The sequence below is a fragment of the Nitrosopumilus sp. b1 genome (assembly GCF_014078545.1).
Classification (GTDB): domain Archaea; phylum Thermoproteota; class Nitrososphaeria; order Nitrososphaerales; family Nitrosopumilaceae; genus PXYB01.
Genome location: NZ_MU078712.1, coordinates 211856 through 238130, shown reverse-complemented (window position 1 = coordinate 238130; position 26275 = coordinate 211856). Strand labels below are relative to the sequence as shown.

The window sequence follows — 26275 nt, the reverse complement described above, 5'->3', positions numbered from 1 at the left end:
TTTCATAATTTATGAGTTTTAAATGGTGGAGTTAAGATATGTTCGAGATGATAATAATTTATGACCTGTAAAGGAATTTGCGTGCGTTATAAAGCACAAAGACCAATTGGGGCAGGCAGATATTCATCAGGACAGAGAAGATGTCATCTTTGTGAAATCTTTATCAAATGGGAAGGGCTTTGGTGCCCTTGTTGTGGTTCTAGATTAAGAGTCAAACCAAGGAATTTGAAATACAAAGCAAAACTTCGGGCAAGAGTAGAATCTGATAGCACCCTTGATTCTTCGCATTGGGGATTTTTGGCAAGAAGAAACATTGTGCAAGTAACTAACGATGGATTTGATATTGATTCATCAGAAATGGAAATGAATAGACGTTATCTTTTTACATATGATGATTCAAAATATGAAATTTATAAGAATAAAGAAAATAGAGTTATCCTTAGTGAGGTGGGATAATGAATCTCCTTCCTTTATCTGCAAATTTTGACGCCAGTTTATTGTATCAGCGAGAAGATAAAAATTATCATTTTGACATTACAACCTTACAACCTCGAACAAGTAAAATTGAAGTTTATGGAAAGCTGAAAAAACGAAAAATATTGATTATGTGTGATGGGAATGGAAAATTCAAAATTCGTGAGATAAAAAAAATGCAGGACAGACTCAAAGAAATAAAGAAATTATTAGAGGAAAAACAAATCTCTAATAAAGAATATAATAAATTTAAAAAATCAATTTTAAAAGATGAGTTTGAATGACAACAATCCAAAAAAAAATTGTATTCCAATTAACAACACATACTATTGGATTACGATTTACAATTTATAGAGTAGTAGGTAGAAATTCTCCGCCAATACTTAGATGTAGTAAAGTATTGTATTATTAATTATGATTTGATTTTTAATACTTAAACTTGTCATAGTAATAGGGAGTTATTGCTTCACTAGAAGGTGATAAAACAGTACATTGTGAGAAATATTTTCCAGGTGAAATTGTAGGATAAAAATTAATCAAATAATTTCTAATATTTTAAAAAATTATCAATTACTTGTATTGAAAGTAATTAACAATGTAAAAATTTCAAAGTTTTTGAAAAACCAGTGACGGTACTATAGACAATAACAAACCTGAGAATACTAAGAATTTCTTATTTTGGCAGTACAAAAGAGCAAGGATTTGTTTGTAAAAACAAGTGAGAAATGTCCCTTGGAGGACATTTCTTCATGGCGTAGTGAATTACAATTTTTCTGGGGCGTTATGAGACCTTTTTTAATAGCGAGTTTTTAGGATTCCATTAAACTACATGTGTGTAATATTGTACTATGGTTACATAATCAAGATGAAAGTGCAGCAGGTTCGTATTCCATTAGAACTTTCTTTGCTATTGCAACCTTATCTTGTGGAGTCATGGGCTTGCCAGTCTTCACATCGTTTATTCTTCTTTCAAGGGATTCTAGCTTTTCTAGTATTTCCCACTTGCTTATCTCACTGATTGTGTTTTGTGCAGATAGTTTCTCAATGACGTCTTTTTGGCGAAGATGTTCTTGAATTTTTAGATAAGGGATAGCCTTTTTGTATTCAGTGAATAGGTCTTTCACCTCGGGGGTATAGTATAGGCCCTTGAGTCCGTTCTTGTGACCCATGAGTTTCTCAATGTCAGCTTCAGATATTGCAGGGACTTCATTTCCATCTACAATGTATCGGGTCTTTCGTAGAGCGGTTCTATAGAATTTTCTAGTCCCATGAATCATCGATATGTTGTATCGGTTATCAGTTTTGACTCTGTCAATTTTTGCATTGACTAGAAGCAAAGTTATCATGTTGTCTATTTGGTATTCTGTCAGAGTAGGTTGTATTTTACCAGATTTTGATCTGCCCTCGATTAGAATGGAATCAGGAGTGACATCCCTTGTGGCCAGGTACTCATCTACAGCCTGCCTTGCCTCAGGAGTGCAAAAAGTCACATACTCTTTGACATCATTACGATATACTGTAATCATGTAACAATCTTCGATAGGCTCTAAGTCACCCACCTTAAGACCGGCTAAGCCGCCTCTTCTCATCCCAGTTGTAGCAAGCAACATTACAACTGCCTTTACTCTCTTGCTGGTTGTACTGGATAGCATTTTTTGTAGATGCTCTACTTTGTAGGCTTCTCCACCACCAGGCTTGTTAGGTGGTGGAAATAATTTTTTGAGTCTCTTTGAAGAGTACTCAAAGTCATTGAAGATTAGAAAACTATCAATTCCTGCAAATAGGGTCTTTACAGTTCCTGCTTTTGCTCCACTGTTCTTTAGGTCTAATAAGAAATCAGTGAGTAGTTGATTTACCTCATCCTTTGATTTTTTTAAGAGTTGATCGAAGGTTGAGAATTTTACCTCATGGTTCTGAGCAAATTTATGCAATCTACCCAATCCACGAATGTAGGTATCCTTTGTGGCCTCTGAATTGAGGGATTCTATGAAGATCTCGTATGTCTTACCATACATCGAGGAGTTTCCAGCTGTCCTGGCTAATAAAAATAAATTTACCTTTTGTCCTTTTTGCTCATTATGTTGTGTTTTAACCATGAAAGAATGATTGTTATATTAGGCACACTGGAATTTTGATACGACATGGAAAAGATAGAATATGAGGGAACAGTTTGGGCAATAAATCACAACAATCCCGAACCACTTGTTGAGCATTCATTAAAAGTACTTCAAACACATGGTGTAAAAAAAGAAGACATTGTTCTAACAGATGCTCCAGAGAATGTCAAGGTTGGTGCAATTGTTGTCGAGATTTGGCCGCATCATTTAGACATAGGCAGAGTAAGAACAATAAGAAATGAGTCATTCATTAGTGGAACGGTCATGGTTATAGAATTAAAAACAGATGTTGAAGGAAACTATATAGAATAAATTTGAAGAAAAAGAAAATTCAAAACATTGTTCTTGCAAGCATTGCAGTTATAATAATTTCAGGGGTCGTAGGGTACAACTATTACATAGACCAAGTAAAGATCAAAGGATTTACTTTTGGAAACGAGATTCAGCAAATTCAAGAGGAATTAAAAAAATCCCAAGATGAGTTTTTGGCAAGTGAAAAGATGCTAAAAAATGAAGAAATTGCAAAGGAGGAATTTTTGGAAATAGCAGAGAAACATACTGCAAAGATGCAGGAATTAATTTTACGATATGACTCTTTGAATCCTCCTGAACCATTTAAGGCATCAGTAGATTTGCTAAAGCTATCAACGCAGACGCAACTAGAGGCGGAGAATTTGATAATTAGTTGGGCCAAAACAGGCAATACAGACGATCTTTTACGAGCAGATGCAGTATTTCAGGAGGCTTTTGAGTATGAGATGGCAGGATTATCAGAATTTAATGCAGTAAAGGCAGGAATCAAACCATAATTCCTTTTAATTATGAATGACAAATAGAGTTATTGAGATATCTCTTATTTTTATTACCAATTTTTTTAATTCCAAATGCATGGGCAGATGTAGTAATACAAAATGATCAGCAATACCTAGGAATTGATGGTTCCTATCACATTGTAGGAGAAGTATACAATGGTCTTGATGCACCAATAACACAAATTGAAATTTCTTCATCACTATATGCAAATTCCGAATTAGTTGACACCATCTCTGCAAGCTCACTTGTCAATACCATAATGCCAGGAATGAAAGGCCCATTTGAGATCCTAGCTACAGGAAAAGATGTCGCATACATCGATAGTTATTTGCTTGCACTAGATTACAAAGTCTCCACGCCAAAAAGTCAAGTTATTGATGTCGTAGATTCTGAAATAACAAGAGATGCTCACAATAATTTAATGATAAAAGGCACAGTAGCAAACAGGGGCGAGATTACTGCAAACATTGTATCTGTTGTGGCAACACTCTATGACAGAAGCGGTAATGTTGCAGCTGTAGAGAGAATACACACTGAGCCAGATTACCTAAGATCAAACTCTGAGGCATTTTTTTTGGTATCAGTTCCCGATAAAACACAATCAAGTACAGTTGTCGACTATTCACTAGTTGCAGAATCTGAAGAGTATGCAGCAGTTCCAGAATTTCCATTAGGAACATCTTTGTTGTTTGTTTCGTCCATCATAGCATATGTTGCATTTACAAAATATCCTAATAGATTCATAGCAAACCTTGTGTCTGCAGCTGATCCAAAATAGGCGCCAACTCTTCTAAAAGCAACTTCTTATCAAGTGGGGTGGGTTTTGAAAATTTTACTGGAAAAGTAATGCTTAGCATGTCATGATCAGTGTGAGATAATCTAACAAAGTGAGAATTATTTCCAGAAGAGGTCATAAAATTTTTCCACATCTGAATTCTTTGGTTTGCAGAATTAAGCTGAGCTTCTAATGTGGAAATATCTGCCTGATAATCGGGATCAAAAATACCAAACTTCACCATTGGAAGCATCAAAAAACCCCCAGGTACTTTTTCATGCTCTTTTAGCATTTTCTCAATTATTTCTTCTTCATTCTCGCGCGGATATATGTCTCCATAACTAGGATCAAAGTATCCAGCAATCTGTTTTTTAGAATCATATACACGAAAGTATTGCTCTTCTAACTCGAGTTTCCACATAAGGAAGAGATTATGAAAATATCTTTTTACGTGTTTAGTTGAGACTCTATAACACTCTGAAAGTCAGAAAAGGGTTTTGCACCTGAAAGTTTTACAAATCCAATTTCATCATTTCCTATAAAGAATGTTGGAGTTCCTGTAACACCATAGCCCGTTGCTTGCGCATAATCTTTTTGAACTTCTTCTAGAATGCTTGCTGATTTAATACAAGAGTTAAACGAAGAATCAAGCCCTAGCTCTTGTGCATACTCTACTAGTTTTTCTTCTAAGGACACAGAGTCTAGGTTTTGCCATTGATTTTGCCTCTCAAATAAGATATCATGATATGCCCAAAACGCACCCTGTACATTTGCACATTCTGCTGCAATATGGGATGGAATAGCATTTTTATGAATTCCTAGAGGCATGTCTCGATAAACTAGTTTGACAATACCAGTGTCGATGTAAGCTTGCTCAATTGATGGAAGAGTTTCTATGTAAAAACGTGAACAGAATGGACATTGAAAATCTGAAAACTCTACAATGGTTATTGGGGCATTAGGATTTCCCATGAAAGGGTCATTATCATGAGATACAAAAATCGGAGATGGGTCAGTTGGGGCCTGTACAGCCTCTTGTATCTGCAGTGGTTTTTTGTTATATTCCATGATTAGCTTTGCAATTTCATCATTAGATGGGCTAGAACTTGTGCCCAAAACATAACCGCCAAAAAAGGCAGCAATTGCAATTGCTGCGATTAATCCTTTAAGCATATTACCGCTATTAGCACTCATTTCTTAATGACCTCATAAGGTGCATTTTTATTAATTTATATGATTTTTACCAAGTTATGAGCAGAAGGTTTAATCCATGGCAATAGCAAAAGAGACAAAAAATTTCATCGATAGTTTAATTGATTACTATATCAGCGAAGCAGCATCATACAAACAGATTGCAGAATCATATGTTCCAGAAATCAATTCAGTGGCAGATACAGCATTTGGCATTATTTCTGGATGTGTTTATTCAGGGTTTTTACAGGCGTATCAGAATCAAGAAAAAACACCAGATCTTGAGGACATTAAAGAATTCAACAAGATTCTAAAAGATAGGGCTCCTCTCATAAAAAAAGCAATACTTGAAGACCCAGATAGTACAAAAAAAGATACCAGTGAAGAATAATATTTTTTGAGAACTGGTCCCTAGAGGGACGCAGTTCTCATACTATCTCGGGATTTGGTCGTGGCATCGCAGGACGATGTGAGAATTGTTCCCACTACTTGCGATATTGGAATTAGGCATTTTTGTATTAAAACGATTACGTAGAAATTATCAGTATAGTTAGAGATAAATGCAAACTATTGAAACAGAAAAGCATTGAGTGAAATTAATGAATTTAGAATACAACAAATTGTTGATAATGGGCAAGTTGTCCAACTATCACTAGTTGAAAATGTCAACACCGAACCTGTTTCACAAAAACAGATGATCATCGATTCGGTTTCTAAAAGATTAGATGCAGAAACAAAAGAACAAGTGATGCCATTACTTGATGCAATTCTCCAAGCACAGCCAACTGTCAAAATAAAAAGCTACCAGCAAATTTCAATCAACATTGCAATGCCCAAGAACAGATACGAAAGACTTGGAAGACCACAAGTTGGGGAAATTTTGCAAATAGATATGAAGAAAAATTAGACGAGTTTTTCGATTTCGGAAATTTTCTCAAGAGGTAGCGAACAAGAAAAATCCTTACATACAAATGCAGTTGTTTTGTCTTGATGGAACTCTTTTCCTGCAAAGAACATCAAAGTGGATAGTTTTTCCAATTGAGATTTATTTTTAATGGCAACAACAATAGAGCCGGGCAGAAACTCTTTGAAGATAAAATTTGTCATTTCATCATTTTGGGAATTTAAAATAGTGATTTCGGTTGGTTTTTGCAGATACATGTAGATGGTATTCAGTAAATATCCAAATCCAAATGGGTTCTCTGCTGCCATCATAGCCTGAGATTTCATTACCTTCATAGCAGCTTCAAGGAATTTTTGTTCCTGAGTCAAGTGATATAATCGTAAAAGTGCATACGCAGCAACAGAATTCCCAGAAGGCATCGAAAGATCATAGTTACTCTTTGGTCTTATGATTAGTTTTTCATGATTATCTGCAGTCATGAAAAAGCTTGATTGGGACTCGTCCCAGAAATGATCCAGCAGATAATCTCCTAAAGATTTAGCTTTTTCCAAATATTCCGCATCAGGTGACATTTCAAAAACATCAATCAGAGAATTTGTAAAATATGCATAATCTTCCAAGTAGCCTTGTATTTTTGCAGTACCATTTTTGTATGTACGAAGGAGTTTTCCATCTGCAAACAGTTTTTCGTTAATAAAAGAGACGCATTTCTTTGCAGCATTTAGATAGGTTTCATCATTTGAAACCTGGTAGCCTTTTGAAAAAGCAGTAATCATCAAAGCATTCCAAGAGGTGAGTATTTTATCATCCAATCCAGGTCGTATTCGCTTTTCTCTAATTTGCAAAAGTTTCTCAGAGGAGCGATTAATGATTTCTCTTACTTTATCTTCAGAAATTCCAAAATGAAAAGCAACTGATGAGGTATTAACATTGTTGCAGAGAATCGAGTTTCCTTCCCAGTTTCCTCCATCGGTGACATCATAGTATAAGCAAAAGACATCTGCGTCTTTTCCAAGTGTTTGTGTTATCTCTTTTTTGGACCAAACGTAGAATTTTCCTTCTTCACCTTCAGAGTCGGCGTCTTCTGCAGAATAAAATCCACCTTCAGGAGAAGTCATGTCTCTTAGAACATAATTGAGTGTTTTTTTCATTACATCAAGATAAAATTGATCTTTTGTGATCTGAAATGCTTCAGCATAATTAATTGGAATCAATGCATTATCATAAAGCATCTTTTCAAAATGTGGTACTAACCACCTTGCATCAGTAGAATAACGATGGAATCCACCACCAAGTTGATCAAAAATTCCACCTTTTGCCATCTTATCTAATGTCTTCAATCCAAACTCTTTGAATTTAGATATCTTTGAAATTTTGTAATACCTAAAGAGAAACGAAACATTTGCAGCGTTTGGAAACTTTGGTGCATTTCCAAATCCCCCATATGTTGGATCACCCATTTGTAAAAGATTTACAGCCGCCTCATCCAGGATGGATTTTTCTATCTCAGAGGGTGTAGAAATTTTTTCAGCACCCTGAAGTGTGTTTAAGAAATTTTCCGCAGTTTTTTCAATATCTTTTGGTTTTTCTTTCCAAGCCTGTGCCAATTGCCTAAGAATGCTACCGAATCCGGGACGTCCATAACTATCCAATATAGGAAAATACGTTCCCACATAGAACGGCTTTTGATCAGGAGTAAGAAATACGCTTAATGGCCAGCCTCCTTGCCCTGTAGCAATCTGACATACCTTTTGATAGATATCATCAATGTCAGGTCGCTCTTCTCGGTCAACTTTGATGTTGATAAAATTCTCATTCATTATTTGTGCAATATCATCATTTTCAAATGATTCATGGGCCATAACATGACACCAATGGCATGAGCTGTATCCAACACTAAGAAAGATGGGCTTGTTTTCCTTCTTTGCTTTCTCCAACGTATCTTGATTCCATGCATACCAATTAACAGGATTTTTTGCATGTTGTAGTAAATACGGACTAGTTTCATGAATTAAGCTATTTTCAGCCACATGAGAATTATAGTACTACGGTATTTGTATCTAATTAGATTCCTTGACGTCCTTCTTCATGTTCATAAATTGCAACATTGATCTTTGCCAATAATTTTGATTTTGATTTTTGTGCTTTTTTGCTATGGCTGTAATCTTTCTTTTCAACTAAAATTTGCAATCTCTGAAGTTCTTTGAGATCAAGTTCTTTCAAGCCCTTTTTTGTAACTTTCTGAAGAAGCGAAACTCGTTCTTTATCTTCTTCAGTTAGCCTATAATCCATATTCGGAGTAATATCTCATTGTTTAATTTTCTTCCTAACAAATCTAAAAATATGTTAATGGTTTGCAAGAATCATGGCAGAAAAGATGAGGGCGATGATGTTAACACAGTTAGGTCCAATCGNNAGATAGATAAACATGAAATCAAAAATCCAGATGAAATTTTGCTAAAAATTGAGGCATGTGGAGTATGTCACTCACAATTACACGGAATTGAAGGAGATTGGAAAGAATTAGGCATTCCGCCTACACTACCAACAGTTCCAGGTCATGAAGTAGTTGGCAGAGTGGTAGAGATTGGAAATAATGTTAGTAAATTTAAGGTTGGTGATAGAGCAGGCATAACCCCATTGTTGGAATCATGTTTAGAGTGTGAATATTGTTTAGAAGGAAAGGAATACCTTTGTGAATCAAATGTTGTAACAGGTGAATCACTTCGTGGAGGTTACTCAGAATACATTACAGTATCAGAAAAATTTGCTACTAAGGTTCCAGATACTATGAAATCCGAATATGCTGCGCCCTTATTTTGTGCAGGAATTACAGCATACAAAGCAGTAAAAGCAGCAGAGCCAAGACCAAACAAAAAGATAGGGATTTTTGGAATTGGTGGAGTAGGACACATGGCAATACAATTTGCAAAGGTTGAAGGATGCAATGTCGTAGGAGTATCACGAAGTAAGAAACATCTAGATGTAGCAAAAAAGCTTGGAGCATCAAATGTTATTACATTTGAGAAAAATCAAGAAGAATTTTTGAAGAACCTAAAAGAAAAAATCGGATTGCTTGATGCTGCAATTGTTTTTGCACCATCTGAAAAAGTCACAGATACTGCAATTAAGGCAATCAAAAAAGGCGGGTTGGTAGTTATTGCAACAGTTGGAGACATTCCTAACTTCCCAACATTTGAAGAAAAAACAATCAAAGGAACATTGATTGGTTCAAGAAAGGACATGGAAGAAGTGATAAGAATTTCTCATGAAAATAATTTATCAGTAGTGTATGAAACGTATCCGCTAGAAGAAGCAAATGAAGTTCTATTAAAATTAAAAAATTCCGAAATAGAAGCACGTGCAGTACTAGTACCATAGATTAAAATTTCTTTAAATAACAGTCTCCAAAATTTCTTTCATGCACTGTAAGAAATGTCATCATACTGATGAGGCACATAGACCATCAGAGAAGAGCTCATCACTTCTAAAACTTGGTGCATGTCAAATTCCAGATTGCCCATGTAACCAATACATGGATGAAATATCTCAGATTGATGAGGAACTAATGTAAATTAATTCATATACTTTGACTATGAATAGCAGGTAATGAAGAAACATGCTCCTGCTGAGGAGATGAAAAAAGATCTTGACGTTCTACTTTCCAAAGTAAATGCATTAGAGGTTGCATCAACGGATGAATATCAAAAAGGAGTTGTTAAGGTACTTCGTGCCCTAGTTGAAGGTCAGATTCATTCAATAAATGAATTTGAGCATCTCAAAAAAGCAATTGACTTGGTGACATTGCAATTATTCGAAGTTCAGAGAAAAGTCAATTCATGATTTAAGTACAGTGTCACTAAGACCACATTCAGAGCACTTCATTAAAATGGAATTTTCTAGTTCCTTTTCTTTCTTCATTAGAGTTCCACAACAAGGACAGTTCATAACATACCACATACATTGGAATAATTCTTAATCTTTGTTACAGACAGGGTTGTATTTTGATGTCACTTTATACACTACTCTCTCACGTTCAGTTTTTTCTGATTTCCACATGGGATGAATTGCCAAGTATAGATTTTGTTCTGAGCCTGCATGAGTCAACCAGCACTTGAATTTCTCATTTTTTAAGAAAAAATCGGGTTTCTCAGTTTTTTCTGATTGGCCTACATAAATGATCGTAAAATTGTCTTTTTCTCTTGATAACATGACATAGACGACTTCTTCCATTGGAGGTCCCCACTCTTCAAGTTTGATAGGTCCTAGAAATTCATAATGCAGAATTTGTATAGTCAAACAATATGAGTAAGAATGGCTTTCATTTTTGTATTTCTTTGTAGTCGATCTTGAAACGAATAAATGCAACCAAGTGGAGCAAAATTTGAGAATGGCAGAGCCACACAATTATGCCAAAGTTGGATATTCTATGATTTTAGTTGCAGCATCACTAGTTGTGATTGCATTAGTAGGCATTGCAATTGGCGAAGACGTATTATATGCAGATAAAATCCAGCGTGCAAATACTCTGCTATTTGAGGAATGCAAAGTGATTGATTTCAAAGATCCAAAGTGTGAGAAATTCCATACATATCTTAACAACGATGTTGCTGGAATTTATGTAGATTTTGAAGAAGGTTCCTAGAGATAGCCATTAGAATAGTCTTCATAGAAGTTTAGATTTCGTGTTAATCTATTCATTTCATACAGTGCACCACCAATAATTCCCGCTTGATAAAATGTGTAAAGATAAACTTCAGAATGAGATGGATTTGTCTGAGTAAAGCTTAACGCAAGCATTGAAAAGAAGATAAAGGTTCCAACAAAACTTACAACTCTATTCAGTGTTCCATCCATGCCAACAATTTTTTTTGTTGCAGAGGCCATTAAGGTAATACTTGAGATGATCAGAAAGGTGGCGCCACCGTTTGTATTTACATATTCAGTTACCCAGGGAATTAGACCTACATCTAAAATGGAAGACAGGGGCATCACACTTCCTTCATTAATTGCAAAATTTACGGCACTAAATAATCCGCCAATAACAAAAAAGAAGAGCAGTATTTTGACTAGTGTTCTTTTGAATGGGCTGCGTGTTTCTCCAGGAATGATGGCTCTTTGAGTGATCTTTCGCCCATATAGGAAACCTATGGCCAAAGACGGTCCAAACATGATGTTTAGTAAAATAGCAGATTCACTGTTAATTTGGGCAATTTGTGGATGAAATATCAGATATAAGACCAAAGCCAGAACTGCTGCAGATGAAAACAAAATTAGGCCCAAATATTTTGGTCCTCTAGATTCAGTTACATCATATTCCCAATTATACACACCATAGGCTTCAAAAAAGATGATTAAAGAAAAAACAAAAAATCATTTGTTCAAATTATCAATTCTCTTTGCCTTAATTATTAGAAAAATCTTAAAAAATCATGGTCTTAGGAAAAAGCCTCATCATCATAGGCATAATAATTTCAATTTTCGGGACAATATTTCATTTTCAGGGTCAAGGGCAAGTCGGTCCAGAGTCTTCTTTTATGTATGCAAACCCAGAATGGATTACTCAGGGGATAATTATTGCCGGAGCTGGAATTGGAATTATTATTTCTGGGATAGTAGTTAGGTTCAAGCGGTCACTCTAAGTGTTATTGTGGATCTAATCTTTTGGAATTTTCGTATTTTACTTGTGACAAATTCATCCATTTTTTGAGGAGTCTCAGTTTCAACTTCGACAACAAGATCATACTCACCATAAGTAATTGTGGTTGAGGACACACAGTCTATCTCATTTAATTTAATGAAAAGTTCGTTTTCAGAACCAACGTCGCAACTAATCAGGATGAACGCTTTTTCCATTTTATTCAAATCCTAAATGCATAAATCAAATATTGCGTTTCTAGTTTATTTGCTTTAAGATCAATTAACAAGTATTATGTTAAACAAGATTACGTAATTTTCGATGAGCAGTGTGTACATCTAACGCCTGGCTTTAATCGATCAGTTTTACTATCAATTGGAATGTCAGCAGACCGCTTGCATGTTGGACATGGAACCAGCATTTTTTTGTCTAAGTTTGAATTAAGATATTAATTTTATGTTAAAAACCATCCATGAGGGGTTCTTTGGGCTTTATAATTTCGCGAAGTATTATTGTTGCAAACGAACCTCTAGATAAAGTGAATTCGATAGCATCACCATTTACAGAATAGTCATCACATGTAATTGATGAATTTCTAAATCCACCTTCATTGCTGGCTTCTTGTAATTCTTTAATGTAAAAATTCTTTGGAGTAACTTCTTCATCTTTTAGAATTTTTTGTATATGAAAATCGAATCTTGTTTTTTTATAATAAGAATAACCAACTTGAGGAATTGCTAGTTTCTGGTCCAACCCTTTGTTAAATTTGCCCAGTATTCCATTTGAGTCATAGCAAACATCATTTTCATGAATGCCAAACAAGTCTTCACCACTATCAAAAGCCACACTTAGTGTCTGATTGAAGAGATATGATTGGTATGCTTGAACATAGAATCTTTTCATGTTAACTGGGAGTGCACGAACTGCGGAATGAGGATCATTGTGTTTAATCAGTTCAGAGATAACTAGTCTTTCAAGATCCATCTGCGGAGGAACTTGGTTTTCTACACTGGCTAAATTTTTTGTATCCTTGAGTTTATTGCGAATCTCAGAATTTTCTTTAGAATCATATTCCGATTCATAGCTCAAAATGTAATCAACAGCAGATGGCCAATCATTTTGTATGATTGCCTTGCCTATCAGGTGGGTTACAGGCCGTGTTGAACCAAATCTCTGGTATCCATAAAAATTCAAAATCTTATCATATTCATCAAAATCAGTTAATGATGAATTTGCATGTGAGATCTTGATTTTGAATTTGTTTCCAATCATGTCTTTTTTTGAAAGTGGTTTTTTAGAATAGCCGATTGGAGTTAGCGTAAATTTTGATGATTCAAACGGTTTAGCTGTACTCATTGATTTTAATGATATAACATATTGTTCAGTTACTGCATTTGCATCTTTGAGACCCAACGCTTTTAGTCGTAAACCAGTTAGTCGCTGGATGGAGTTTAAGGCATGATTTGTATCGATTCCCTGTTTTTTTAATTTAAAGACAGCAAAACCAGAATCATATTTAATTTGTGATTCTGATTTTTTGGAGATTACTTCATAGACATGAAAATCTTCTGGTTTTTGTTTAATTTTTCCGCCGCAACCAGGAAATTTTGTACTGTAAACAAAAATTCCTATATGTGAATCAATTTTTGGAATCATAAAATCAAAAAATTTCTTGAAATAAATTAATCATCGTATTGAATATTATTGGATAATTTTAACTGAAATGTACTTTGATACAGTGACATCATTTGCATCTATTCCGAGAAGAACTTTATGTGTACCAGACAGGGCAGATTGACCTGCTAAAACAGATACCTTAATCACCCTTGGTGCATCTGCATCTAGTTGAAACTTGTCAACATCACTCATTACTTTAAGATCTGAGAATGTTGCAGTTGTAGAAGAAACAAATGAAACATCAGACATATCAGATGAACCAGTAGGGGTAACAGTCATGATGATTTCTGTACTCTCTCCTTTACGCAATGTGATGTTATTTTCACTCAGTTCCACATCATATGGTAATGGAATAGATGTATCTACAAATCCGATGTTATTTTCGGCCCATTGAGTAAACCAAATTTTTTCACCAGAAGTAGTAAAGCTGAACATTTGTGCCAGTCCGCATGTATTATCCACAGGACTGCAATCAGCCCATGCAGGATTTTTTGATGGTGCTAGATACTCAATTAGGTGTTCATTGTTTATATCAAATAAGGCAATTCGGTTGGCAGTTTGTTCGTTGAAGACTAATCGGCCATCATCTGCAAATGCAGTCCAATATGGTCTAGATACCGGAGTCTTTACAACACCGGTAAAATTTCCATATGAAGATAATGGAGGTGGAGAGGTCACGTATCTCGTAAAGGATTCATCGTTTGGATTAAATTTGAAAAAATTGCTACTTGATGTATCGGCTATCCAGATGCTTCCATCAGGTCCAACACTCAATCCATTAGGTGTGTTCATTCCAGGCGGAAAGTTGTAAAATTCTATGAAATTTCCAAGTGGCAAATCATTACTTTCTTCAATTGTAATAAACTCATCAAAATATTTTTCAGTATCAAACTTTACCAAAATTCCACCTTGTTGTGGAAGCCAATTAGTATACCACAAGTTATTGTTTGCATCTAAATCAAAACCTGCTGCAAGATATCCCTCAAGTGGAGATGGGAGACTAAAGTAAGTTAGCTGCCCTGTTGATTGTGCAAGGTCTAGAAAGGTAATTTTACCTCCATGTAAGTCGTTTACTATGATTTTACTTCCGTCAACTTTAATCTGTTGAGGAAATGATTCAGTTTCTGAAGGATATGATATTCTGTCAAACTTTTCTTCTTCAATAGAGAATTTCCAAATTGAATCAGTTCGTGTATCAGTATACCAAAATGTACCATCAGGAGAATAATCCAAGCCCCACATTGCAGCGTTGGCACCTTCAGGCCACATTGGATTTTCAAATTCAACAAAAGTTTCTGTTGATGGTTCAAATTTTGCTAAATTTCCCGTGTTAGATTCTGCAATCCAAATGTTACCTTGAGGATCAGTGGCTATTGCATGAGGCTGTGCACATACTGTTGGAAGCTTAAACTCTTTAATGTACGATGTAGACTTTGCATTACCCGTACCACAGAATCTATCTCTCTGTTCATCAGGATAATTATCTGCAGGAGTACCAGTAATCGTAATATTTTCATCACTTTCAACGGGAGCAATGTTAGGAATTGCAATTACTATTCCTGATGTCAACATTATACCGCCCAGAAATGCAAACATGATAATTCCTTTGGTTCGTTTTTTCACAAAAACAACTCCAAAATGCCTTGTTATATCTTATTCCACTGAAATTTGCCAATCAAAGTAATTTCAAATCTCCCGTAACTTTGTCAATGTTTGATTCTGGTGCAGGTCCAATTGAAATACACGTAACTGTTCCAGGAGCAATTTGGGTATGTCCAGCATCAGTGACTTCAGCCCATGGTAGATTCAAGTCGATTGCATGTCTTTTAATTTCTTCCAAGTCTTTTAGGGATTCAACCTTAACAACAACTTTCTCTTGACCAAGCCACCATTTTTCAAACCAATTAGGATTTGATTTTCTAACATTTTCAGCACCTAGGACGCATGCATGTCCAACTTGGGCGGCAATCTTTCCCTTACCCATTCCAAGATCAGTCCTAACCACAATTACCTGTTTTATTTCACCCATCTTATTTCAACACAGTTGAGATATCTTCTCTAAATTAAACAGTTGGGCATTTGAAAATTTCGAGTTTTATGTCATTTTAAATATTTTTTTGAATAAATTAAGAGAAATTTTTTTAAAGCATGATCCTCGCTTTGTGTCCATGAAGTTACTAACCAGTATAGTTATTGGAATGTTTGCAATAGGATTGATCTCAACAGTCCCAGATGCATTTTCACAAACACAGACCACAATCATTCCACTAAATGACGAAATTAACTTGGAAAAGACAACTACAGTCATGAGCGTACCAGAAGGAAATACACTTCCATGGGGATTTGTTAAAGGAAAAATTGCAGAACCAGTTGAAAGATATCCAGTGATCATACAGTTCTTCAAAGGAGAAGATCCTGTACATGTTGCACAAGTTGATGTAAAGGGAGATGGTTCCTATGAATACAAATTCAGAGTCAGAAATGTAGATGATGGTGGAAACGCTATTGACATCTTTGAAGGCAATTACATTGTAAAGATCTTCAAAGTAGTTCATGCAAACCCATATCAAGCATAATTAAATTACCATAATTGAATGGATTTGAATAAAATCCATGAAAATTTCTTTTAGAATTAAATAATTGCTCAAAAGATATCAGATATGTATGATGTAATAATTGCAGGCGGAAGCATAGCGGGTTTACTTTGTGCAAGAGAAATTGCATTAAACGGTCATTCCGTGTTAGTTTTAGAAGAAGATTACGAAATAGGAACCCCTGAACATTGTGGAGGATTAGTTAGCATGACTGCATTAGACGACCTTGGAATTATTCCACATAGAAAGACATTTGATCACTTAATTGATACAGCAAAGATTCATTTTCCAAATAATAAAACAATCACAATCAATTCAAAAAAACAAAGAGTTGCTGAAATTAACCGAAGAGAGTTAGATAAACAGATAGCATTGCAAGCACAAAAAAATGGTGCTGACATCAGGGTTAAAACGAGTGTAAAAGAATTTTCAAAGGATGGAGTTAGAACAAATGATGGATTTGAGGAATGCAAAGTAATTGTTGATGCACGTGGAGTATCTTCTTTAATACAAAAAGACAGGACAGGGATTTTATCTTCGGCACAATACGAAGTTTATGCAGAATGGATAGACAAATCCACAGTAGAGGTGTATTTTGATAAAGAGAAATATCCGGGATTCTTTGCATGGATAATTCCATCATCTAATGGAACTGGAAAGGTCGGAGTCGCAGGAAAGGGAATCAATGCAGCAATGGTTCTGGAGGAGTTTTTATCATCAAAAGGAAAGTATTCTGTAATTAGAAAGATCTTTGCACCAATTTGGATAAAGGGTCCAATTGAGAAATTTGTTAATCAAAATATAGTGACAATTGGTGATGCTGCCGGACAATCAAAGCCCACCACAGCGGGGGGAATTTTTTCATGCGGTATGGGCGGAATAATGGCAGGTCGGGCTATATCAAAATTTTTAGAAACTAATGATTTTGCTGAATTGGAAAAATATCCCAAAGAGTGGAAAAATAAATTTGGAAAAGAATTTGAAAAACAATCATTTGCAAGAAACATACTTGAGAGATTAGAAAATGATACAATCAACAAATTGTCAGATTCGGTTACAGAAGATATGATAAAAGATATTTCTGAAAAAGATGATTTTGATTTTCACACTTCATCAATTGTAAAGTTGTTAGGATTGAAAGGATCGTTAAAGACTGCCCAGGCATTGTTTGGAAACGAAATAAAAAAACTGCTGGCATCAAATTAGTATAATTTCCAAGGAAGGTATAAATGCGGTCGGTAAACACCGCAAATTATGTCATCTACAATTTCATTACCAGTGTGTAGTTGTTGTCATAGACACATCATGCCTAATGATAAATGTGTGAAATTTAACTGCCCAAGTTGCGGTTCAGTCCTAATTTGGCGATGCCAAAGTTGTAGGGAGTCTGCACGAAATTATACATGCACATCATGTAATTTTAAGGGGCCTTAGACATGGCACAGTTACTGCTAGTTGTAAAAATTCTACCAACCGGGACTGATGTTGATTTAGATGATCTTGCTCAAAAGATCAAGGCAGCTCTAAAAGATGGAATTCAATTAAAACGTCATGCAAAAGAACCACTAGCTTTTGGTCTAGAGTTCATCAAGGCAGAATTCATTGTAGATGATAAAGAAGGACAAATGGACTCGCTAGAAAATGCTGTCAGAGCAGTCAAAGGCGTAAGTGAGTTTGAAGTTTTAAACATGAGCAGAATGTCAGTAGATATGAAATAGGTGTTACCTTGGCACGCAAAGACGAGCCCCTTCAAATGAGAATTGGCGAAGCAAAACAACGGGATATCGGAAAAAAGCGTGCAAGAATTGGTCCAGATGCGATGGATTTTCTAAAAGTCACACCAGGAGATGTAATTGAGATAATGGGTTCACGTTCAAGCTGTGCAGTGGTTTGGCCAGCTGATGAAGATGAAAAAGATCCCGAGATAATACGTATTGATGGTCAAACAAGAAAAAACATTGGTGCAGCAATTAATGACATAATTAAGATTAAAAAAGTTGCAACTAAAGTAGCAAAGACTGTCTCTTTGATGCCAGTGACAGATGTTGTTACGGTTGATAAAGAATTCACAGACTTTGTGAAGAACAGACTAAAGGGATTGCCATTATCACAAGGCGATGAGATTTCAGTAATGATACTTGGAAACTCAATGGACTTTAAAATAAACAAGATATCTCCTAAGAGTGTAGTAAAGATAGACCGTTCAACTACACTTACAATTTCAACGGAAGCAACTGTAGATAGAAAACCACGTGTGACATATGAAGAGGTCGGAGGATTGCGTGGAGAAGTAAAGGCAATGAGAGAGATTGTAGAGCTACCATTGCGTCATCCAGAATTATTCAGTAGGTTAGGAGTAGAGCCACATAGTGGAATTTTGCTTTACGGACCACCAGGCTGTGGAAAGACATTGATTGCAAAAGTTTTGGCAAGTGAATCAGAAGCAAACATGTATTCTATTAACGGTCCTGAAATAATGAACAAGTATTATGGTGAAACTGAAGCACGATTAAGAGACATCTTCAAAGAAGCCAAGGATAATTCGCCAAGCATAATATTCATTGATGAAATTGATGCAATTGCTCCAAAACGTGAGGAAGCATACGGGGATGTTGAAAAGAGAGTTGTTGCACAATTGTTAGCATTAATGGATGGATTAAACGATAGAGGAAACGTAATTGTCCTGGGAGCAACAAACAGACCAGATAGTGTAGACCCGGCACTAAGAAGGCCTGGCAGATTTGACAGAGAAGTTGAGGTCTCAGTCCCAAACGAAGATGGTAGATTGGAAATTTTGCAGATTCATACTAGAGGTATGCCCCTAGCAGACGGTGTTGATCTAAAAGATTTAGCAGCAGAGCTTCACGGATATACAGGTGCAGATATCAAATCTCTCTGCAGAGAAGCTGCAATGAAATCAATTAGAAGATATCTTCCAGAGATTGACTTGGAGACGGAGAAGATACCATCAGAAGTTTTGCAGTCAATGCAGATAAAATTAATTGATTTTTACGATGCAATGCACGAAGTTGTCCCAACTGCGATGAGAGAGTTTTACGTTGAACGCTCCAAAGTATGGTGGGAAGATGTAGGAGGTCTTGATGATGTCAAAAGTGCCTTACAAGATAATCTTATCATTGCAATGCAAGATCCAACAAAGTTTAGCTCGATGGGAATAAAACCTCCCAAAGGAGCTTTAATTTACGGACCTCCAGGTTGTGGAAAGACACTTCTTGCAAGAGCCTTAGCTACTGAAAGCGGTGCTAACATGATTCTAGTAAGAGGTCCTGAAATTTTATCAAAGTGGGTTGGAGAATCAGAAAAAGCTGTAAGAGAGATCTTCAGAAAAGCAAAAGCATCATCTCCATGTGTTGTTATCTTTGATGAGCTTGATTCACTTGCTAGATTCAAATCAAATGATGAAGGAGGAGTTGGAGAAACAATTCTCAGTCAGCTGTTAACAGAGTTAGAAGAAGGAGTTTCATCAAGAGTAGTGGTTGTTGGAATAAGCAACAGGCCAGACTTGCTTGATAATTCGTTACTCAGAACAGGAAGATTAGATTTAGTTCTTTATGTTCCACCACCAGATGAAAAAGGAAGACTAGAGATTATCAAAATTTTAACCAAAAAGATGCCACTTGCAAGCGATATCAAGCTACAAGAGATTGCAGTAACAACTCAAAATTATACGGGTGCAGATTTGGCCTCATTATGTAGGGAAGCGGCAGTTACTGCCATGCAGAACAACTCTCCAAAAATTTCAAGTAGTGATTTTGCTGCTGCTCTTAAGAAGATTAGGCCATCAATCACTAGCGAGGTTGATCAATGGTATACCTCAGTAAGGGAAAGTATATCAAACGTTGTTCCCAAATCAATAGACAAGACGTTTTACGGTTAAAATGGCAATTCCTCTAAAAAATACAGTATATGAGATGATAAAGGATGCAGAATCACTGACGGATTCTGAATTATCAAAAGCACTTGTAAAAGAAGGAATTGTGATTGCCGAAGATAGGTTTAACAAATTACTTTTAGATTTAGAGATACTTGGATTGATCAAGGTTTCATGGCTTGCAAAAGATACAAGAAGAATCGAAGTGGTCATTCAGCAAACTGAACAAGACGTAATTGATGAGGCCAATAAAGAGATGATGGAAAGAGATTATGAAGCAAGCTTTCCAGGTGCAGAATCAGATTAGATTCTAAAGTGAAACGCAGCATCTAATGCTACTGCTAAAAATATTATTGTCAAGTATGGAGCAGTAACCTTGTATGCTTTCCATGCAAAGTCAGATGTTGGATTCTTTGTAAGTTTGTAATGATATGCAAGCATCAATCCTCCAGAAACTGCTGCAATCACAGTATACACTAGACCCAAACCAAATGCATAAAGCATTAGCGAATAAGGTAGCAAGATCAGAGTATTGCCAAGTATGTACTTGGATGTCTTTTGCATTCCAATTACAACTGGTAGCATTGGCACTCCAGCTTCTTCATAATCATCCTTAATCTTCATTGCAAGGCACCAAAAGTGAGAAGGAGTCCAGACAAAGACCAAAAATCCAATTAGGAATCCTAGTAAATCCATGGAGCCTGTTGCAGCTGCCCAACCAGCCATCGATGCAGCACTACCTGCAAAACCTCCAATCACAATATTTGATGTATTAAGACGTTTGAGCCAGACGGTGTAAATTATAACATAAAAGAAGATACCAAGGGCAATAAAGAAAGTAGACATTACATTTAGAGTAAAGTAAGCATAGATTACAGATGCACAGCTAACAGCTAGTCCATAGATTAATGCATGATTTGGAGCAAGATTACCAGACGGGATTGGACGAGTACTTGTTCTCTTCATTTTTGGATCAATGTCTCTATCATAGTAATGATTTAGTGCACTGGAACCAGCAGAAGCAAGAGCACCAGCAATAATGATGTGTAAAAGACCCCACATGTCTAGTTCAGGTCCAACAAATTTGCTGCCAGCATACATTGATGTGACTGCAGTGATCACTAGAAGAACAACAATTCGAGGTTTGGATATCTCCAATATTTCGCTAAATCCCAAGCATTCTGCTTGACTTACTACTGGATTTAATTTATTCGACCTTGCAGATCCATGAAATTTCAAAAGGATTAAGTATCTGGCGGAATTGAGCTAGCACAAATGAGTGATTGGGACCTCATGATGCCAGGAATGGGGCTAACTGCAATTGGAGTAGCAGGCGTAACTATTTCGTACTCTGGAATTGCTCACACCTTCATTGATGGCATGCATGCACTTACTGGCCTTACTTTATTCATAGGATTAATCATATTATCAGCTGGAATTCTCAATGGAGGAATTTCCACAAGTAATAGGGCCAAAGCAACGACTTTGGTCATAATGTCAATTGTTCTATCATTTGCAATGTATGGATTTACGTTAAATTCGATTAGTACTTTGGGAATTTTTGCAGGAGTTATGATGATTATTGCAACTCCGGCAATTGTAATGGCATATGTAGTGATGAAGATGCCAAAATATGCCAAACCTGTTGGAGCAATCTTTGCACTAGCAGCAGGCACTGGAATCATAATGTTTGTAGCGTTTGGATTAGTAGGTCCTCAACCATATCTGTTACCAGTTGAAGTTCCTGAAGAAGTTGCTGAAGAACCAGAAGCAATTCCAGCAGGAACACCAGTATTTACAATCAAGATGCTAGAAGGTTCATCCGTTCAAGGAGCACCAGACTATGATCCAGATGTAGCTAACGTACCTCAAGGTCATGTTGTAGAATGGGTAAATGAAGACACAGTGGCACATACTGCAACGAGTGTTTTAGATCTTGGTGAAACATTTGATTCATCATTACTTGGACCAGGTGAAAAGTTTGGACTGGATACTACAGACTTGGCAGTAGGAGAATATGAGTACTATTGTATTGTACATCCATGGATGACTGGAATGTTAATCATCGAAGAGTCAAAAGAGGCAATCGTTGAAACTGTTTTGATTCCTGAAGGTGCAGGAGTACAACAGACGGGTCAGGTATACTATGATCCAGATTTGATTACAGTTAGCATTGGCACTACAGTTGAATGGGTAAACAATGATGTTGCAATACATACTTCTACAGACAAGAATGGAGGTTTTGATTCGGACATTATTGGTGCAGGAGTATCATATTCATACACATTCAGTGAAGCTGGAACCTTTGATTACTTTTGCATAGTTCATCCATGGATGGAAGGCACTGTAATTGTTGAATAGTTTTGCAAGATACTATTTCATTTAGCGAAAATCAAAAAAGACAACTTTTAGAACACGCTGAAAAAGAAAAACCAAACGAGTCGTGTGCCATCCTGTATGGAAAAATCAAAGAAAGCAACGCAATAGTAACGGAGATTTACTTTACAAAAAATATTGACGAGTCACCAGTCAACTTTACAATTTCAAATGAGGAATTAATCAAGGCATATAAGATTGCAGAAGATAAGCAACTGGATGTTGTAGGTATATTTCATTCTCATCCAGATTCGATGGCAATACCATCAAACACCGATAAAAAATTCATGGAGAGTAATCCCGTAGTGTGGGTAATTTATTCAGGAGCATCAAAGGAGCTTAAGGCATATACGTTAGATGAATCGATAAAAGAAGTAGTAATTCAAACTAGTTGAAATGCTGCTTTTTGGCCATCCTTTATCTTTGATAGTATTTTTTTATCGGGATTAATGATTTTCCCAATAACATTTACTGGTGAATATGGAGTTATCTCCCCCTTTTTCCCAATAGGCGTTGGTCCATAAAACAAACAAATTGCCTTTCCTTGAGGCCAATATGCTACATCATTTAATTTGACTGGAGATTTGGCATTTTCTTCAGACTCAGATATCGGAGATTCGTCGGTGTAAATCTCATCTCCCCAAATGTTAAGAGACAATGTAAAAGGCAATTTTTCAATAAACTGCTTTACAGTGTTTGGAGAATTAAAATCATCTAATTCTAATGTAATATTCTCAATGTTTGGAATCTTTACCTGAATATTATATTTCACGAATAATTACTATTTCTTGAATTAAATATCCCTTACTTGCAATGTATTGTATGGAAATTCACGTATACGATACCTACGTAAAAGCCAAAGATGGTCATACTATGCATTTTGATGTGATCACAAAAGAAAAAGATCACGACAAAGCAATCAAGTATGCAAAAGAATGGCTCAAAACTGTAGGAGAAGAGAATTCTACTGTAACTACTGAAGAATGTCAATTTTGTCATTCACAGGGTGCACCTGAACCAGTAGCACAGGCAATTGAGAAGAATGGATATTTCATCCAAAAGATGGAAGGCTGTCCATAAAACTCCTTTTTTCTAATTTTTAGAATCTTTTTTAGTTGATATTCTAACTAGATATATGGAAAAACCCCAGTACGTCAAGTTAACTGTAGAGGGAAGTAAAAAGACCAAATGGATTTGTGGTTGTTTTCTCACTGAGGATGATTATTTTAAGTTCTGCGACAAGCATAATGCGGCACTCAAAAAAGCAGTACTTGCTCAAATCGATGAGCTAGACATGACTTTGGTAATTAATGAAGGCTAGATTGCAATTATTGCAACAAATGCAGAAACAAAGACGATTGCAATTGTGTTTAATAGTTTGATTACAGTATTTAGTGCAGGTCCGGCTGTGTCTTTGTATGGGTCGCCAATAATATCACCGACTACTGCGACTTTGTGTTCTTCACTTCCTTTGTTTCCTTGCATTTCAACTAGTTTCTTTGCATTATCCCATGCACCACCAGTATTTGCCAAATGATATGCCAAGAAAATTCCAGTAACCACTGCACCCATTAGTAATCCTGCAACAGCAGTTGGCCCAAGTAAGATGCCCAGGATAATTGGCGAAATAATTGCAATTATTGCAGATTTCCATAATTCCTTGATTGAAGCTACTGTGGCAATATCTACACATTTTGCATAATCAGGTTTAGATTTTCCAGTTAAAATTTCAGGATCTGCCTTGAACTGTCTTCTCACTTCATCTACCATCTTTGTTGCTGCCCTTGATACACCGTTAATTAGCTGACCTGTGATGATAAATGGAATCAATCCACCAACAAGTAGACCTACAATAACGGCAGGGTTTGTCAAGCTGTAATCTAATTCTAAAACACCTTCAAAGATATGAGAGGCTTCAAATTGGAATGCTTGAATCATTGCCAGAGCAGCTAACGCAGCACTCGCTATAGCAAATCCCTTTGTGACGGCTTTGGTAGTATTTCCAACGGCATCTATTTCATCAGTTACTTTACGATTTTCTTCGCCCATTCCAGTCATCTCCACAATTCCTCCCGCATTATCTGCAATTGGGCCAAATGCATCAATGCTCAAAACAATTCCAGCAAGGCTTAGCATTGCCATTGCAGTTAATGCTGTTCCAAAGATTCCATAGAGGACTGGGTCTGCACCCTCTGGGGCAGCTGCAGATGAGATACTATATGATATGATAATGGCAATTACAAGTGCAATCATGAAGGGTCCTGTTGATTGTAATCCTTTGATAATTCCCATCAGCGTTAGTGACGCATATCCCCACTTTGCAGATGCTGCAATTTCTTTAACTGGACCGTATTTGTAATTTGTATATCTGTCTGTAATCTTTTGAATCACAGGAACTAGAATTACACCGATGACTGTTGTTCCAAATAGTGCGTATGCTGCAGTTGATTCGCCAATAAATTGAGTTGTAAATACAAAGTTAAGACCAATTGCAATAGCTGCTGAGACATAGAATGAGCGATTCAAAGGTTTCATTACATCAGTGACATTCTTTGAGCCAACTATAACCACTCCAATAATTGATGCAATCATTCCTGAGGCTCCAATAAGAATTGGGTATAGGAATAGTTCAGGTGCACCAATTAGTGCTGCAATTAGAAGTGCTGCGAGGATAGTTACAATATATGATTCATAAACATCAGAACCCATTCCGGCTGCATCACCAACATTATCGCCAACATTATCGGCAATGGTTGCAGGATTTCTAGGATCATCTTCAGGAATGTTTGCTTCAACCTTTCCTACCAAGTCGGCACCCATATCTGCGGCCTTGGTGAAAATTCCACCCCCAATTCTAATGAATAATGCGATAAGACTAGCACCGATTCCCACACCAGCGATTGTAATTGGGTCGGGATAAATTAGATAAAGCCCAGTGATTGCCAACAATGCCATTGCAGGAACTGCCAATCCCACTGTTGCACCACCTCTAAAGGCCATTGCAAATGTTTTTCCTAGTCCACTGCTGCTAAGATGTGCCGCTCTTACTGCAGCTTTAACAGTAATTTTTAGTGAAATTAAGCCAGCTACTGCTGATAATGTGGCACCTACAGCAAAAGCAATTCCATTTGAGGGTTGCAAAAATCCTCCGATAATAACTGAAAGTGCTACAGCTACGGGTATGATAATCTTCATTTCTCTTTTTAGAAATGCAGAAGCTCCAACTTTGACTGCGTTTGAGATTTCCATCATCTCTTTTGTGCCTGTTGGTTGCTTTGTGATCCATGCAACAAGACCGGCAGCTACAATAAAAGAAGCAATGCCTGCCCCAATTGGCAGAAGTTCCTGTACCTCCATTTTAATACCTGCATGCCTATTCGGGCGAAATATAAATCATTGATAAAAAATTAGAAAAATTTCATTTTCTTTTCCGATATGGTGCAAAAGTTTTACCCCGAATTCCTTGCCTGACTAACTTGTTGAATCTTTTTCCATGTGCCAAATATGGGAATCGCATATGGATCAGTTCATGAACTATAGTGTTTTCAAGATTTTTCTCATCAGGTATCTTTCTAACATTAATGAATATCATGTTATGCTGAAGGTACGATACCCCATAGTATTTGTATGCGGATGTACGTCTTCCTTCAGTCATTTCTTTTGGCATTTCCAATACCTCTTTTGTAGTGAGAAGCACTTTTGGTTCCGGAATAGAAAATCGATTTGCATATATTCCAATTTTTTCTAATATTTGTAAACGGAGTTCAGGTTCTAGCTTCATGTTGTATTATTTTGAATAATGGGTTTATCCTAAAGTGTCAATT

General features: G+C 36.3%; 37 protein-coding genes. 22 read left to right on the top strand and 15 right to left on the bottom strand.

All coding sequences use genetic code 11. From position 1 onward, the window contains the following. Positions 1-81: 81 nt before the first annotated feature. Together C6988_RS11150 and C6988_RS02495 are read left to right on the top strand one after the other, a co-directional pair. Entirely contained in the window at positions 82-456 is a 375-nt protein-coding gene (locus tag C6988_RS11150; protein ID WP_255464153.1) for a hypothetical protein, read from the top strand. Then, entirely contained in the window at positions 456-758 is a 303-nt protein-coding gene (locus tag C6988_RS02495) for a hypothetical protein (RefSeq protein ID WP_182133236.1), read from the top strand. Before C6988_RS11150 ends, C6988_RS02495 begins: the two co-directional genes overlap by 1 nt. Before the next feature lie 576 nt (positions 759-1334). Here C6988_RS02495 and C6988_RS02490 read toward each other — a convergent pair. Further along, on the bottom strand, positions 1335-2570 hold the full coding sequence (locus tag C6988_RS02490) for a site-specific integrase (protein WP_182133234.1): 1236 nt from the start codon (positions 2568-2570) through the stop codon (positions 1335-1337). 45 nt (positions 2571-2615) lie between these two features. Here C6988_RS02490 and C6988_RS02485 point away from each other — a divergent pair, with 45 nt between their 5' ends. Genes C6988_RS02485 through C6988_RS02475 form a run of 3 tightly spaced genes read left to right on the top strand, consistent with a single transcriptional unit; the run spans position 2616 to position 4182 of the window. Beyond that, the gene (locus tag C6988_RS02485; RefSeq protein WP_182133232.1) at positions 2616-2903 is read left to right on the top strand and encodes a hypothetical protein; all 288 of its coding nucleotides are present in this window, start codon (positions 2616-2618) and stop codon (positions 2901-2903) included. Positions 2904-2905: 2 nt separating this feature from the next. Next, complete coding sequence (locus C6988_RS02480) at positions 2906-3400, top strand: hypothetical protein (RefSeq protein ID WP_182133230.1); 495 nt, start codon at positions 2906-2908, stop codon at positions 3398-3400. 32 nt (positions 3401-3432) lie between these two features. Beyond that, positions 3433-4182: a DUF3426 domain-containing protein gene (locus tag C6988_RS02475; protein ID WP_182133228.1), complete on the top strand. Its 750-nt coding sequence runs from the start codon at positions 3433-3435 to the stop codon at positions 4180-4182. Here the strand turns inward: C6988_RS02475 and C6988_RS02470 are convergent. Further along, complete coding sequence (locus tag C6988_RS02470) at positions 4145-4600, bottom strand: hypothetical protein (RefSeq protein ID WP_182133226.1); 456 nt, start codon at positions 4598-4600, stop codon at positions 4145-4147. The two genes, C6988_RS02475 and C6988_RS02470, sit on opposite strands and share 38 nt — an antisense overlap. 26 nt (positions 4601-4626) lie before the next feature. Beyond that, on the bottom strand, positions 4627-5373 hold the full coding sequence (locus tag C6988_RS02465) for a DsbA family protein (protein ID WP_182133224.1): 747 nt from the start codon (positions 5371-5373) through the stop codon (positions 4627-4629). Positions 5374-5449: 76 nt separating this feature from the next. On the opposite strand from C6988_RS02465, the gene C6988_RS02460 reads away from it, so the two are divergent. Both C6988_RS02460 and C6988_RS02455 read left to right on the top strand, forming a co-directional pair. Continuing rightward, positions 5450-5761 carry a hypothetical protein gene (locus C6988_RS02460; RefSeq protein ID WP_182133222.1) on the top strand — a complete coding sequence of 104 codons (312 nt, stop codon included), beginning with the start codon at positions 5450-5452 and terminating at the stop codon, positions 5759-5761. A 195-nt stretch (positions 5762-5956) separates the two neighbouring features. Continuing rightward, positions 5957-6277 carry a hypothetical protein gene (locus C6988_RS02455; RefSeq protein WP_182133220.1) on the top strand — a complete coding sequence of 107 codons (321 nt, stop codon included), beginning with the start codon at positions 5957-5959 and terminating at the stop codon, positions 6275-6277. Here the strand turns inward: C6988_RS02455 and C6988_RS02450 are convergent. After that, positions 6274-8304 (bottom strand): thioredoxin domain-containing protein, encoded by a 2031-nt coding sequence (locus C6988_RS02450; RefSeq protein WP_182133218.1) that lies wholly within the window; start codon positions 8302-8304, stop codon positions 6274-6276. The genes C6988_RS02455 and C6988_RS02450 overlap by 4 nt on opposite strands. A gap of 34 nt (positions 8305-8338) precedes the next feature. After that, positions 8339-8566: a hypothetical protein gene (locus tag C6988_RS02445; protein ID WP_182133216.1), complete on the bottom strand. Its 228-nt coding sequence runs from the start codon at positions 8564-8566 to the stop codon at positions 8339-8341. 124 nt (positions 8567-8690) lie between these two features. On the opposite strand from C6988_RS02445, the gene C6988_RS02440 reads away from it, so the two are divergent. From C6988_RS02440 to C6988_RS02430, 3 genes are all read left to right on the top strand, one after another. Then, on the top strand, positions 8691-9655 hold a 965-nt coding region (locus tag C6988_RS02440; protein ID WP_182133297.1), incomplete at its 5' end, for an alcohol dehydrogenase catalytic domain-containing protein. Between the two features lie 40 nt (positions 9656-9695). Then, complete coding sequence (locus tag C6988_RS02435) at positions 9696-9848, top strand: hypothetical protein (RefSeq protein ID WP_182133214.1); 153 nt, start codon at positions 9696-9698, stop codon at positions 9846-9848. Between the two features lie 35 nt (positions 9849-9883). Continuing rightward, complete coding sequence (locus C6988_RS02430; protein ID WP_182133212.1) at positions 9884-10117, top strand: hypothetical protein; 234 nt, start codon at positions 9884-9886, stop codon at positions 10115-10117. A 132-nt stretch (positions 10118-10249) separates the two neighbouring features. Here C6988_RS02430 and C6988_RS02425 read toward each other — a convergent pair whose 3' ends face one another. Next, on the bottom strand, positions 10250-10573 hold the full coding sequence (locus tag C6988_RS02425) for a hypothetical protein (RefSeq protein ID WP_255464150.1): 324 nt from the start codon (positions 10571-10573) through the stop codon (positions 10250-10252). Positions 10574-10664: 91 nt separating this feature from the next. Between C6988_RS02425 and C6988_RS02420 the strand changes: the two genes are divergently transcribed. Further along, positions 10665-10919 (top strand): hypothetical protein, encoded by a 255-nt coding sequence (locus C6988_RS02420; protein ID WP_182133210.1) that lies wholly within the window; start codon positions 10665-10667, stop codon positions 10917-10919. On the opposite strand, the gene C6988_RS02415 is transcribed toward C6988_RS02420, so the two are convergent. After that, the gene (locus C6988_RS02415) at positions 10916-11605 is read right to left on the bottom strand and encodes a hypothetical protein (RefSeq protein WP_182133208.1); all 690 of its coding nucleotides are present in this window, start codon (positions 11603-11605) and stop codon (positions 10916-10918) included. The genes C6988_RS02420 and C6988_RS02415 overlap by 4 nt on opposite strands. A 101-nt stretch (positions 11606-11706) precedes the next feature. On the opposite strand from C6988_RS02415, the gene C6988_RS02410 reads away from it, so the two are divergent. Then, positions 11707-11916, top strand: a complete 210-nt coding sequence (locus C6988_RS02410) for a hypothetical protein (protein WP_182133206.1) — start codon at positions 11707-11709, stop codon at positions 11914-11916. Here the strand turns inward: C6988_RS02410 and C6988_RS02405 are convergent. The 4 genes from C6988_RS02405 to pth2 form a co-directional block, all read right to left on the bottom strand. Further along, positions 11900-12130 carry an Lrp/AsnC ligand binding domain-containing protein gene (locus C6988_RS02405; protein ID WP_182133204.1) on the bottom strand — a complete coding sequence of 77 codons (231 nt, stop codon included), beginning with the start codon at positions 12128-12130 and terminating at the stop codon, positions 11900-11902. The genes C6988_RS02410 and C6988_RS02405 overlap by 17 nt on opposite strands. Positions 12131-12371: 241 nt before the next feature. Further along, positions 12372-13568 (bottom strand): tRNA pseudouridine(13) synthase TruD, encoded by a 1197-nt coding sequence (gene truD, locus C6988_RS02400; RefSeq protein ID WP_182133202.1) that lies wholly within the window; start codon positions 13566-13568, stop codon positions 12372-12374. A gap of 45 nt (positions 13569-13613) precedes the next feature. Next, entirely contained in the window at positions 13614-15212 is a 1599-nt protein-coding gene (locus C6988_RS02395; RefSeq protein WP_182133200.1) for a Vgb family protein, read from the bottom strand. 52 nt (positions 15213-15264) lie between these two features. Further along, positions 15265-15618, bottom strand: coding sequence for a peptidyl-tRNA hydrolase Pth2 (gene pth2, locus C6988_RS02390; protein WP_182133198.1), 354 nt, complete (start codon positions 15616-15618; stop codon positions 15265-15267). 139 nt (positions 15619-15757) lie between these two features. Between pth2 and C6988_RS02385 the strand changes: the two genes are divergently transcribed. The 6 genes from C6988_RS02385 to C6988_RS02360 all read left to right on the top strand — a co-directional run bounded on the left by C6988_RS02385 (position 15758) and on the right by C6988_RS02360 (position 20382). Continuing rightward, a complete protein-coding gene (locus C6988_RS02385; RefSeq protein ID WP_182133196.1) occupies positions 15758-16165 on the top strand; it encodes a hypothetical protein in 408 nt (135 codons plus the stop codon). An 84-nt stretch (positions 16166-16249) separates the two neighbouring features. Continuing rightward, the gene (locus C6988_RS02380; protein ID WP_182133194.1) at positions 16250-17389 is read left to right on the top strand and encodes an NAD(P)/FAD-dependent oxidoreductase; all 1140 of its coding nucleotides are present in this window, start codon (positions 16250-16252) and stop codon (positions 17387-17389) included. A 48-nt stretch (positions 17390-17437) separates the two neighbouring features. After that, a complete protein-coding gene (locus tag C6988_RS02375) occupies positions 17438-17617 on the top strand; it encodes a zinc finger domain-containing protein (RefSeq protein ID WP_182133192.1) in 180 nt (59 codons plus the stop codon). Between the two features lie 2 nt (positions 17618-17619). Further along, positions 17620-17901 carry an elongation factor 1-beta gene (locus C6988_RS02370; protein ID WP_182133190.1) on the top strand — a complete coding sequence of 94 codons (282 nt, stop codon included), beginning with the start codon at positions 17620-17622 and terminating at the stop codon, positions 17899-17901. An 8-nt stretch (positions 17902-17909) separates the two neighbouring features. Beyond that, entirely contained in the window at positions 17910-20081 is a 2172-nt protein-coding gene (locus tag C6988_RS02365; RefSeq protein ID WP_182133188.1) for a CDC48 family AAA ATPase, read from the top strand. 1 nt (position 20082) lies between these two features. Continuing rightward, positions 20083-20382: a hypothetical protein gene (locus C6988_RS02360; protein ID WP_182133186.1), complete on the top strand. Its 300-nt coding sequence runs from the start codon at positions 20083-20085 to the stop codon at positions 20380-20382. Here C6988_RS02360 and C6988_RS02355 read toward each other — a convergent pair. After that, complete coding sequence (locus tag C6988_RS02355) at positions 20379-21251, bottom strand: heme o synthase (protein ID WP_182133184.1); 873 nt, start codon at positions 21249-21251, stop codon at positions 20379-20381. The genes C6988_RS02360 and C6988_RS02355 overlap by 4 nt on opposite strands. A 99-nt stretch (positions 21252-21350) precedes the next feature. Here C6988_RS02355 and C6988_RS02350 point away from each other — a divergent pair, with 99 nt between their 5' ends. Continuing rightward, the gene (locus C6988_RS02350) at positions 21351-22436 is read left to right on the top strand and encodes a plastocyanin/azurin family copper-binding protein (RefSeq protein WP_182133182.1); all 1086 of its coding nucleotides are present in this window, start codon (positions 21351-21353) and stop codon (positions 22434-22436) included. 2 nt (positions 22437-22438) lie between these two features. Further along, complete coding sequence (locus tag C6988_RS02345) at positions 22439-22846, top strand: M67 family metallopeptidase (RefSeq protein WP_255464148.1); 408 nt, start codon at positions 22439-22441, stop codon at positions 22844-22846. On the opposite strand, the gene C6988_RS02340 is transcribed toward C6988_RS02345, so the two are convergent. Further along, the gene (locus C6988_RS02340; RefSeq protein ID WP_182133180.1) at positions 22834-23223 is read right to left on the bottom strand and encodes a cyclophilin-like fold protein; all 390 of its coding nucleotides are present in this window, start codon (positions 23221-23223) and stop codon (positions 22834-22836) included. The two genes, C6988_RS02345 and C6988_RS02340, sit on opposite strands and share 13 nt — an antisense overlap. Positions 23224-23273: 50 nt before the next feature. On the opposite strand from C6988_RS02340, the gene C6988_RS02335 reads away from it, so the two are divergent. Both C6988_RS02335 and C6988_RS02330 read left to right on the top strand, forming a co-directional pair. Next, complete coding sequence (locus C6988_RS02335) at positions 23274-23531, top strand: DUF2024 family protein (RefSeq protein ID WP_182133178.1); 258 nt, start codon at positions 23274-23276, stop codon at positions 23529-23531. A gap of 55 nt (positions 23532-23586) precedes the next feature. Next, a complete protein-coding gene (locus tag C6988_RS02330) occupies positions 23587-23772 on the top strand; it encodes a hypothetical protein (protein ID WP_182133176.1) in 186 nt (61 codons plus the stop codon). Here the strand turns inward: C6988_RS02330 and C6988_RS02325 are convergent. Continuing rightward, on the bottom strand, positions 23769-25808 hold the full coding sequence (locus tag C6988_RS02325) for a sodium-translocating pyrophosphatase (protein ID WP_182133174.1): 2040 nt from the start codon (positions 25806-25808) through the stop codon (positions 23769-23771). The two genes, C6988_RS02330 and C6988_RS02325, sit on opposite strands and share 4 nt — an antisense overlap. 61 nt (positions 25809-25869) lie before the next feature. Next, complete coding sequence (locus C6988_RS02320) at positions 25870-26232, bottom strand: hypothetical protein (RefSeq protein WP_182133172.1); 363 nt, start codon at positions 26230-26232, stop codon at positions 25870-25872. Positions 26233-26275 lie beyond the last annotated feature (43 nt).